The 10,164-nt window shown below is 61.8% G+C and carries 12 protein-coding genes; 2 read left to right on the top strand and 10 right to left on the bottom strand.

Features of this window, described 5'->3' with window-relative positions; translation table 11 throughout:
* Together ACMV5O_RS20965 and ACMV5O_RS20960 are read right to left on the bottom strand one after the other, a co-directional pair.
* The coding region (locus ACMV5O_RS20965) for a hypothetical protein (protein WP_416165263.1) at positions 1-224 on the bottom strand (224 nt) is incomplete at its 3' end.
* Positions 211-654 carry a GlcG/HbpS family heme-binding protein gene (locus tag ACMV5O_RS20960; RefSeq protein ID WP_416165262.1) on the bottom strand — a complete coding sequence of 148 codons (444 nt, stop codon included), beginning with the start codon at positions 652-654 and terminating at the stop codon, positions 211-213. The genes ACMV5O_RS20960 and ACMV5O_RS20965, both read right to left, overlap by 14 nt.
* 175 nt (positions 655-829) lie before the next feature.
* On the opposite strand from ACMV5O_RS20960, the gene ACMV5O_RS20955 reads away from it, so the two are divergent.
* Entirely contained in the window at positions 830-1,549 is a 720-nt protein-coding gene (locus ACMV5O_RS20955) for a GntR family transcriptional regulator (RefSeq protein ID WP_416165261.1), read from the top strand.
* A 63-nt stretch (positions 1,550-1,612) separates the two neighbouring features.
* Here ACMV5O_RS20955 and ACMV5O_RS20950 read toward each other — a convergent pair whose 3' ends face one another.
* The 8 genes from ACMV5O_RS20950 to ACMV5O_RS20915 all read right to left on the bottom strand — a co-directional run bounded on the left by ACMV5O_RS20950 (position 1,613) and on the right by ACMV5O_RS20915 (position 8,003).
* On the bottom strand, positions 1,613-2,542 hold the full coding sequence (locus ACMV5O_RS20950; RefSeq protein ID WP_416165260.1) for a catechol 2,3-dioxygenase: 930 nt from the start codon (positions 2,540-2,542) through the stop codon (positions 1,613-1,615).
* A 133-nt stretch (positions 2,543-2,675) separates the two neighbouring features.
* On the bottom strand, positions 2,676-3,731 hold the full coding sequence (locus ACMV5O_RS20945) for an NADH:ubiquinone reductase (Na(+)-transporting) subunit F (RefSeq protein ID WP_416165259.1): 1,056 nt from the start codon (positions 3,729-3,731) through the stop codon (positions 2,676-2,678).
* Between the two features lie 73 nt (positions 3,732-3,804).
* A complete protein-coding gene (locus ACMV5O_RS20940; RefSeq protein ID WP_416165258.1) occupies positions 3,805-4,164 on the bottom strand; it encodes a phenol hydroxylase subunit P4 in 360 nt (119 codons plus the stop codon).
* Positions 4,165-4,225: 61 nt separating this feature from the next.
* Complete coding sequence (locus tag ACMV5O_RS20935; RefSeq protein WP_416165257.1) at positions 4,226-5,779, bottom strand: aromatic/alkene/methane monooxygenase hydroxylase/oxygenase subunit alpha; 1,554 nt, start codon at positions 5,777-5,779, stop codon at positions 4,226-4,228.
* 20 nt (positions 5,780-5,799) lie between these two features.
* A complete protein-coding gene (locus ACMV5O_RS20930; protein ID WP_416165256.1) occupies positions 5,800-6,069 on the bottom strand; it encodes an MmoB/DmpM family protein in 270 nt (89 codons plus the stop codon).
* A 13-nt stretch (positions 6,070-6,082) separates the two neighbouring features.
* Positions 6,083-7,078 (bottom strand): aromatic/alkene monooxygenase hydroxylase subunit beta, encoded by a 996-nt coding sequence (locus ACMV5O_RS20925; protein ID WP_416165255.1) that lies wholly within the window; start codon positions 7,076-7,078, stop codon positions 6,083-6,085.
* A gap of 30 nt (positions 7,079-7,108) precedes the next feature.
* Positions 7,109-7,381: a phenol hydroxylase subunit gene (locus ACMV5O_RS20920; RefSeq protein WP_416165254.1), complete on the bottom strand. Its 273-nt coding sequence runs from the start codon at positions 7,379-7,381 to the stop codon at positions 7,109-7,111.
* A gap of 292 nt (positions 7,382-7,673) precedes the next feature.
* A complete protein-coding gene (locus tag ACMV5O_RS20915) occupies positions 7,674-8,003 on the bottom strand; it encodes a 2Fe-2S iron-sulfur cluster binding domain-containing protein (protein WP_416165253.1) in 330 nt (109 codons plus the stop codon).
* 254 nt (positions 8,004-8,257) lie between these two features.
* On the opposite strand from ACMV5O_RS20915, the gene ACMV5O_RS20910 reads away from it, so the two are divergent.
* The gene (locus tag ACMV5O_RS20910) at positions 8,258-9,928 is read left to right on the top strand and encodes a sigma 54-interacting transcriptional regulator (RefSeq protein ID WP_416165252.1); all 1,671 of its coding nucleotides are present in this window, start codon (positions 8,258-8,260) and stop codon (positions 9,926-9,928) included.
* Positions 9,929-10,164: the final 236 nt, after the last annotated feature.

The following is a 10,164-nucleotide window of genomic DNA, read 5'->3' as shown; positions in this document are numbered from 1 at the left end:
CTGCGCTTGAGTTTGTACAGCAGGTCGGTGCCGATGTTGCCCGGACCGATCAGGGCGCATTTGATCTTGTTGCTCATCAGGGTTCCTTTGCCACGAATCTCGAGAGAATGCAGGCCGTACGGCGACCGAGGGGAGGGAGAGGTACGACAGGTCGCCGCACGGCTGCAATCGGTCAATCGAAGGGTTTTTAGATCAAGACTCCGTTCCGCTTCAGCCCGGCTCACCGACGTCGTCGGCACCGATGGCAAGCAGGCCTGCACGCGCGCACAGCCCATCCTGCTCCTCGGAGGCGCCCGAGACGCCGATGCCGCCCACCAACTGGCCGTCGACACGAATCGGCAGGCCGCCGCCAAACACGATGAGCCGCGGCTGCGCCGAGAAGCCCAGCTTCATGCCCTCGTTGTCGCCCACGACCTTCATCCAATCACCGGTCGGGAAGCCGAAGCCACCTGCAGTATAGGCCTTGTCGATGGCGATACTGATCGACTGCGGAAACGCGCCGGGCATGCGCAGGAAGGCAACCAGATTGCCGGCCGTATCGGCCACCCCGACGTTGATCCTGACCCCGAGCGCCTCGGCTTTTCGGACTGCCGCCTCGACGGCGGCATGGGCCGCTTCCCAGCTGACGGTGACTTGTGGCACGGCAATCTTCATCGTTGTGGCTCCTGCTGTTGGGTCTATTTTTACAATGTTATGAAGTTAGTCGAGTAATTTATCGACGTCAAGCACTTATCTCGAGATTTAGATAAGTCAGCGAACGCCCCACACGTCAGCTAAAATATCGAGGAAATATCAACCCGATACCAACCTTACTCGTCCGCGTGCCACCATGAGTGAAGCCGTCCTGTCGCGACCCACAACGTCCGTTGAACCCAAGACACTGGTCGAAGGTGCCTACCAGCGCCTTCGCCGTGACATCATCGAAGGCGTTCACCCCCCCGGCGAGAAGTTGCGCGTCGAGCACCTCAAGGACCAGTACAACGTCGGCGCCGGCACCTTGCGTGAAGCCTTGTTGCTGCTCGTGACCGACGCCCTGGTGGTGACCCAGGGCCAGCGTGGCTTCCGCGTCGCTCCCATCTCGATTGCGGACTTCGAGGACATCACCCGTACCCGCGTGCTGCTCGAGACGGAAGCATTGCGCCAATCAATCGCGTTCGGCGGCGAAGACTGGGAAGCCGGCGTGGTGGCGGCCTTCCATCGTCTGTCCCGTGCAGAGGAACGGCTCGCCGACAATGACTCGAGCACGACCGAAGAGTGGGAGAAACGCAATCGCGCCTTCCACGAGGCGCTGATCGCTGCTTCATCCTCGCGCTGGATCACGCACTTCCAGCACATCCTCTACCAACAGTCCGAGCGCTACCGCCGCATCAGCCTGTTCCGACAGCCGATCGAACGCGACGTTCACGCGGAACATCAAGCCCTGTTCGACGCGACGATGGCACGCGACAGCACGCGCGCAACCTCCATCCTCACCGAGCACATCCTTCGCACCCTGGATGCGATCAAGCGCATGCCGGTGGACTTCTTCACCGGCAAGATGAAGCTCTGATCGCCGTCCCGTGACGGGCCTGCGCCAGCGGAACATGTCCGCTGGCGCAGGCCGGACGCGAGATCAGGAAACGACCGACAGGAAGCGCTCGTTGAGCTTGCGGTCGTGGTAGAAGATGCCTGCGCCGACCTCGTCCCAGGTCCACTTCACCGCCTTGTAGTCGGGGTAGGTGTCGTAACCGCCGCAGAAGGTTTCGAAGCGGTTACCCGACGGGTCGAAGGCATAGATGGTGGTCCCACGGGTGATGCCGTGACGGGTCGGGCCGATGTCGATCGAAATGCGATTCATGGACATGATGTCGGCCGCGCGCAACACCTTCTCCCAGCTGTCGAGCTTGAACGAGATGTGATGCAGCTTGCCCGGCTCGGGATGACGCACGAAGGCGATATCATGCGCCTTGGTCGAACACGACAACCAGATCGCCAGGTCGGTCTTGCCGTCTTCCATAACGACGTGCTCGACGAGGTAGAAGCCGAGCACCTTCTCGAAGATCTCCTGCACCTTCTCGATGTCCGGACCATACAGCAGGCAGTGGTCCATGCGGGTCGGCGCGATACCGCGCTCGGCATCGGGAACCCAGGGGTCCGGGTTCACATAGGACTGCCCGTTGCCGACGTCGGTCTTCTCGGCATAGAGCTCGATCAGGTGGCCCGAGGGCACTTCGAAACGCACCCGCTCGCCGGTCTCAAGCATCTCGCCGGCAGGAATGCGCTCGGTCTTGAGGCCGAAGGCCTGGAGGTCGGCGTCGAGCTTGTCGAGGGTGGCCTTGTCAGCGACCTTGAAGGCGAAGAAATCGACGCCCGCCGACTCGGCCTGACGGATCAGCACGCTGTTGTGCTCGCGCTCGTCCCAGGCCTTGAAGTAGACCCGGCCCTGATCGTCGCGGCCGGTTTCGACCAGACCAAGGACGTTCTTGTAGAAGTGGATGCCCTCGTCGAGGTCCAGAACACGCATCGAGATGTGCCCCGGACGCAGTACGCCAGTCATTGCCATGTGAATGCTCCTCCTGCAGAACCCGGCCGGTATCTTCCGGTTCGGGTAGGTTGGAAAGTAAAAGAGTGAAGCAATCAGAGTTTATCGAACACCTGATGCCGGATCCGACAATCTCGACATTCTCTGATAAAAATCAAATTTTCTTGAAAAGCGGGCTACGCACCTGCTGCACGTCGGCCGCCGAGAAGAACTTCTCCATGTAGATGTCGCGCTCGAAAAGCCGCCCCTGCATCAGGGCAGTGATGCAGGCGTCAATCATCAGCGGCGGACCGCACAGGTAGGCCTTGTGGCCGCGGAAGTCGTCCTTGAAGTGCGCCTTTGCCGCATCGTGCACATAGCCGCGAAAGCCGGTCCAGTCCGAATCGGCCGGCTCGTCCGACAAGGCCGGGACATAGGTGAAGTTCGCGTGCTTCTGCGCGAGGGCGAGGAACTCATCGTGGTAATACAACTCCTCGCGCGTACGCTGCCCATACACCAGAGTCATGGGTCGGGTGTCCCCTGCCTCGAGCAGGTCGAGGATCATCGAGCGCGGGCTCGACAGCCCCGAGCCGCCCGCCATGAAGAGCAGCGCCTCCGGCGCCGACTTGCGCACGAAGAAGCGTCCATAGGGCCCGGACAGCCGCACGCGGTCACCGACCTGCAGCTTCTCGTGCACCCAGGTGGTGCCACGCCCGCCCGGCACGATACGGATGTTGAGTTCCACCTCGCGGCCGGTCGAGGGCTGGTTCGCAAGCGAGAACGCCCGACTGTACTCGCCGCCCTCGAGGAAGAAGTTGATGTACTGACCGGCCTGGAAGTGCATCGGCTCATCGGTCTCGATGAAGACGCCCTTGATGGTGGGCGTCAGGCTCTCGATACGGGTCACGGTGCCGGGGAAGTCGCGCACCGGGATGGATTCGGCATCGGGCTCTTCCTCGATCTCCGCCTCGATCGTGACGTCGCTCTGCAGTCGCGCGCAACAGGCCAGGGTCTTGCCTTCGTCGCGCTCGAAGTCCATCAGGGCGAAGCTCGACGCCTCGCCATGATCGACTTCGCCATCGATGACCTGGACCTTGCAGGTCGCGCACAGGCCGTGGCAACAGGCGTGAGGCAGCCAGATGCCGGCGCGCAGCGCCGCGTCGAGAATGGTCTGGTCGTCCTCGACCTCAATCGTCTGGCCGATGGGTTCAATGGTCAGCTCGTAGCTCATCGTTCGTGTCCGTGGTTCGGTTGGGGTCTGCAGACCCGCGGCGCGCCCGGTTGGCGCGCCGCGGCACGCGCACTCAGTTGCAGGAGCCCTTGATGCCGTTGAGGCCAGGGGTGCGGAAACGGATCACGTCCTTGTGCTTGAGGCCGTTCTCGGCCAGCGACTTGTCGAAATCGAGCGAGACCGGCTTGCCCGACTTGAGCCACTCCACCTTCGCCCAGTCGATCTGGGCGAAATCGGGGTGGTAGCCGAAGGCGGCCTGCATCGGGCCGGCAACGACGTCGCCGAAACGCATCGTCGGCGGGAAGGGGAAGCAGAACGGGGCGCAGAACAGCAGGTGGTCTTCCCAGCCGATGTAAAGCAATTGGGCGCCGTGGAACTTGTCCTGGGTGTCGGCGGGGGCGAATTCATACTTCGAAACAGCGGCAACAGCCATGTCTTGTCTCCTTGCTAACGCTTGATCGCTGCGGGTGCTCGCGCACCCGCAGCCTGCACGGTCAGATGTTCTTCGTCGCCTGGCCGCGCCATTCGTCGAAGTTCTTCTTGTCCTCGGAAATATCGAAGTCGAGGTTGTCGCGGTCATGCTCGAAGTTGTAGTACTTCAGCACTGCGGCGAGCGGATCGAAACCTTCGACCGTCGGGTCTGTGCCCTCGGGGAAGCAGTTGCCCTGGTAGATCTGGTGCACCGGCAGCCAGGCCTGAACGTACTTCTCGGGCTCGTGCTCGAAGATCTCCTTGCAGTGGTCCGAGCAGAAGTGGTACTTGTCGCCCTTGTAGTCGACCTCGCGGTAGCAGATCTTGGTCGGGTCGCCAGGCTCGGTGAACAACATCGGGATCTGGCAGGTCTGGCACAGCATGGGCAGCGTCTTGTTGTAGAAGCGGTTGCCCTTGGCGGCCTGCTCACGCCAGAACTCGTAGCGCGGACGGTATTGCTTGTCGAAGCTCTCCGGGTATTTGCTCGACAGCCAGGCCATCTCGTCCTCGTCCGGCATCCAGGTATGGAAGTTGGCGGCAGCGGCGTAGTTGTAGAAGGTGCTCCAGGCCTGGTGCGACAGATGGTCCTTCTCGAGGGCGATCTGCTCGGCACACTTGGGCATCTTGATGCCGTAGCGGGCGAGGTCCTTGAACAGCGCACCGCCGTTCTCCTCGAAGTACACCTCCCAGGCCTCCTTCCAGCTCATCGTGCGCTTGGGCAGCATGTAGTCCATCATCATCGCCACCAGGGTCAGCACGCGATAGCCGCGCCAGGTCCACTTGTCGATCCAGCGCTGCACGATGGGCACGTTGGCGGGGTCTTGCTCGAGGATGAACTTGATCACCTCCAGGCCCAGCGTCATGTGGCGCGCCTCGTCGGACTGCGCCGAGAAGCCGAAGGTCATCGTGCCCATGTCGCCGTTGTAGGCCGCGCCCGAGACGAAGGGCACGAACAGCAGGTTGGTCAGCACGTACTCGAACGAGAAGCCGATCGAGACCATGAACTCGAACGGGCCGGCGGTGATGGCGTCGTCGAAGAAGCTCTTGGGCACCGACAGGAACCACACGCGGTCATGCATGTGGTGGAAGTCGTGCATGCCGTTGTAGTACTTGTTGTAGTTCGAGATCGCGTGCACCTGGGTCTGCGCGTGGCGGATCTCGTCGAGCGACTGCATCAGGCAGGCCACGCGCGGGCCGGGGCCGGGGAAGGCGCGGCCGGCGTGCGCGAAGCCGCGGTGGGCGACGTACTCGAGCGGGCTGATGCCGCTGATGAAGAGCTTGACGGTGTTGATGTAGCGCGCGTCGGTGACGTTGAGGTGGCCGTTGTTCTGGGCGAAGGCGTCGATGATCGCGTACAGCTTGCGCTCCTTCTCGGCCTGGTACTTCCAGTAGGCGTCCATGGTCAGGCGGAAGGGGTCTTCCCACTTGTCCCAGTCGTGGATCTTGATCCCCTCGTAGGCGATGTAGGGGTAGATGTCTTCCATCTTCTGGTACGACGGGGTCCAGTCCAGACCGCGCGTCATCACGGCATAGCGCTCTTTCAGGCCGAGCTTCTTCTTGGCAACTTGCATATCCATTGTCTTGTCTCCTCGGGGTCTCAGGATTTCCAGAACAGGGTGATTTCGTCGTCGGTCTGATCGAGGTTGCCCGACATGGTGATCATGTTCACCTGCAGCTCCTGCAGATCGTAGTCGCGGCCGATGATCTCCTCGATCGTTTCGCGACGCACCACCAGCTTGCCGTCGGCATTGATCTTGACCATCGCCGGCTGCTCGTCGCATACCGCACCGGGGTTGTCCTGCAGGATCGCCTCGATGATGGGGCGGGTTTCTTCGTTGGTCTGCAACGCGAGAAATACGGTGGACATAGATGCTTTTCCCTCAGAGGGTCACGCCGGCCTTGGCCATGCGCGTGTTGAATTGCTGGACGACATCGGCCATGACTTCGTCGGTTCGGTTGCCAAGAGCGATGCGGGCGACGGGCAGCAGCACGGAGGCGGCGCGGTCGCGCCACTCGGTCAGCCACTGGGTCATGATCTGCTTGTTGTCCGCGGACTCGGCGGCGGCGATCTTCACCGTGGCGTCAGCCCACTTCCTGGTCTCGGCGAACCAGTCCGTCATGAACTGGGTCAGCATGGCGACCGGCGTGCCGCCCTGCGACGACAGCACGTCGTCGATGATCGTGTCGTACACCAGGGGGTACATCAGCCCATCGAGGACGACGTTCTGGACCACGAACAGTTCGACCGGATCCTTGATGACGAAGGAGTCCTCCACGTAGCGGCGCAGCCCTTGCCACGCATCGTCTTCCATCCACGCCCGCTTGGCCTCGTCGAGCGACTCGAGGTCCCCCAGGAGCAGACCGACGCGGGTGATGTACTGGGCGATGCCGAGCTGATCCATCGAGTGGTAGATGTGCGGCTGCGAGAAGCCGGTGCCGTAGCTGTAGGCGCAGATGCTCGCGTTGTTCATGTTCGAGCCCCAGGCTACATGGCGTAGCGGCAGCAGGAGCTTGAGCACGGTGTCGCGCACCGAATCCGGCAGCGTTGCCGCAAGGCCGCGGCTCTCGACGAAATCGAAGTTCGCCTCGGCAGTGTCCTGCTGCTTGGCGCGGGCCAGCGTGTAGGCGCCGTAATAGAACTGACGCGGATCCTTGAACGCATACCAGTCGGCCATCTTGATCGCGGTGCGCGAGGCATCGTAGATGTCGTGGGCGGGATCCCAGGTCGGGCGGTAATGGAAGTTCGCCGTCTGCTGCATGTCGAGCGTGCCTTCCTGGTAGCGCGAGGCGGGCTTGTCGGCACCGATACGGCGGGCGACGTTGTCGAAGGTGTGCCGCAGGGGCTTGATGGACACCGTACGCAAATCGATCTGCATGAATTCTCCTCCTTTTGATTGGATAGCGACTCAACGGAATCGCTGATGGGTTGCCTGATGAAGATTCCAGTTCCAGTCGGAACTCTCCGATTCGTCCGACTCGTCCGACTCGTCGCGCGGCTCGAGTTGAATCACCTTGTTTGCCTCGCAAAAGGCTTCGTACGCATCGGCCGGCAGCAGCATCTCGGCACACAAGTCGGGCTCGCCGATCGCAAACTCGAACTCGACGAAGCCATCGGGCCGCCGCTCGATCAGACGCACGTACTTCTTGCTGACGTCGATCGCAGGCTGTTCCTTGTCCATTCGCCCTTGTTCCTCCTGTTTGATCTGATCAGTGTTGGGGTGCTTCGGACAATGTCTAATCAACTTCCGTGCCAACTCACCGAATCTCCCACCACGACTGGCCTGTGCTCGAATTTCGAGATTTTGTCTGTCGAGACCGGAGCTTAATCTCTTCATCAAATGCTCAACGCAGAAGACCGCTTGATCATTTCATCAACTCTATTTATTGCCCTGCAGCAAAAAAGGGCCGGTACGCCTGTGCGCATCCGGCCCCTTTCGTCGACGAATCCAAGCCTCGGGCGAAACCTTTCCCTCAGCCACCGGGGCTCCCGGATGGGCCCTGCAAGGCCTTGATCATCTTGCCTTCGGCCTTCACCACGAGATCACTGTCGGCAAAGAGCCGACAGGCCAGCACCACCCCGTCCGCCTCCTCCGCCTCGCTCACGCAAGCCCGGCTCATCTTTCGCGTGTGGTACAGGCCCGCCGTCACCCTGACCTTGCACACTCCACAACCACCGCCACGACACCCCACGGGAATCCCCTTCCTGCCCAGGCACTCCATTGCCCTGAGAACGTTCTCCCGCGAGTCACACCGCACGATCTCACCACTGTCCTCGATTAATACTGCGAACTTTTCCGCCATCCCCTCTTCTCTCCTCTAACGCTGTCGTGCTTCATCGTGATCAATACAGGCACCGGCAGGGGCGCCACTCCGCTTGGATCAAGAAATGTGCCATTCCTTTATATATCTCGAGATTTTTATTATGATCGCGCTTTCGTGCAAGGTGTCCCCAAGAGTACGCGTCGGGTAAGCTTTGCTCGAGTACGGCGGTCAGGCGCACCGACGACAACGGCTCGCAATCGAACGAGCATGCATCAGGGACGAGGAGATCAGGCTTGAGTTCCATCCATTATCCGGAGAATGCCGACCTGCGCGGCCTTCTCAGATTTGCCCCGAAAGAAGGCCTGATCTGGCTTGGCGAACATCGGATGCTGCTCCTCCATGCGGGCGCCCTCTCCGAACTGCGCAAGGAACTCATCGACTCGGTCGGCCAGGAACAAGCACGCCGGATACTCACCCGGATGGGCTTCGCTTCAGGTATGCGGGACGCCGAACTCGCACGCAAGACGCGCGGCACCGCCGACCCTGCGGATGCATTCGTGGTCGGCCCACAGTTGCACATGCTCGAGGGTTGTGCCCGCGTGGAGCCGGTTCGACTCGAATTCGACACCCCCGGCGTCGCCTTCGATGCCGAATTCCTCTGGCACCACTCGTGGGAGGCCGAGGCTCACGTCCAGGCCTTTGGCGAGGTCGAGCACCCGGTGTGCTGGATGATGATCGGGTATGCCTCGGGCTACACGAGCGCCTTCATGAGCCGCTTCATCCTCTTTCGCGAGACAGAATGTGCCGCGACCGGCGCCGATCATTGCCGGATCGTCGGCAAGCCCGCCGAAGAGTGGCCGGACGCCGATCAGCTGCGCCCCTACTTCGAGGCCGACCATATCGTCGGCAGGCTCCTGGAGTTGCGCGAGGAGATCGAAGCGATGCGCCGCACCATCGCGTGCCCCAGGCGCACACCCGATCTCATCGGCAATTCGGCGGGCTTCGTGCACGCCTATGACCTGGTCGCGCGCGCCGCAGTGACCAATGTCTCGGTGCTGCTGCTGGGGGAGACGGGCGTTGGCAAGGAGCGTTTCGCTCGCACCCTGCACGAGATGAGCCCGCGCAAGGACAAGGCATTCATCGCAGTAAACTGCGCAGCGCTGCCCGACGAGCTCATCGAGTCCGAACTCTTTGGCGTGGAACGTGGAGCCTTCACCGGCGCGCATGCTTCCCGTGCCGGAAAATTCGAGCGTGCAGACGGCGGCACCCTGTTTCTTGACGAGGTGGGCGAGCTTCCCCTGTCCGCTCAGGCAAAGCTGCTGCGCGTCCTGCAGGAGGGCGAGATCGAGCGCCTCGGCGACGAACGGACACGCAAGGTGAATGTTCGCCTAGTCGCTGCGACCAACGTCGATCTGGTGAAGGCCGTCAACGCCGGAACTTTCCGGCGCGACCTGCTGTACCGGCTCAACGTCTACCCGGTGACGATACCGCCGCTACGCGAGCGTATCGGTGACATCCCCGCCCTCGTCGAGGCGATGATCAGGCGTTTCGAGACGCTGCACGGAAAGCGCCTGGCCGGCGTGAGCGACAAGGCGATGTATGCGCTCAAGGCACACTCCTGGCCCGGCAACGTGCGCGAGCTGGAAAACGTGCTCGAGCGCGGCGTCATCCTCGCACCAACCAACGGACTGATTGAAGTCGAGCACCTTTTCCTCGGCGCGGCCCAAGAGTCAGGCCCTCAGCACGGACTCGATGCAAACGGCAGCCTCGATACAAGCCGCGCAGCCGCGACCGTCGACCTTCCCGACGCCGTGCTCGATAGCGGTCTCGACCTCGAGACGTTCGAGCAGACCGTTCTGCACCGTGCGGTCGCGCGTGCTGGCGGCAATCTGGCGGCAGCCGCAAGATTACTTGGAATGACACGCCCGCAGCTAAATTACCGCCTGAAGAAAAAGAACGCCTGACGGTCAGCAAGCACAAACGGCCGAGCGCCCTTCTGTCGCGTACGCCGCGGACCACGCGATGGCTAACTTCCGCCTTTTTGCGCGCTTGTGGCGGGAGTTTTCTTTCGGTTGACGTAAAAACGCCCTGCACTCTTTGGAGCGCAGGGCGTTTTTGTGTGAGTTAGTCTGACGATGACCTACTTTCACGAGGGCGGACCTCACTATCATCGGCGCATGTGCGTTTCACGGTCCTGTTC

The organism is Thauera sp. WH-1, from assembly GCF_047806685.1.
Taxonomy (GTDB): domain Bacteria; phylum Pseudomonadota; class Gammaproteobacteria; order Burkholderiales; family Rhodocyclaceae; genus Thauera.
Note: the sequence above shows the minus strand (reverse complement) of the source record. Positions and strands in the feature narration are given on the sequence as shown.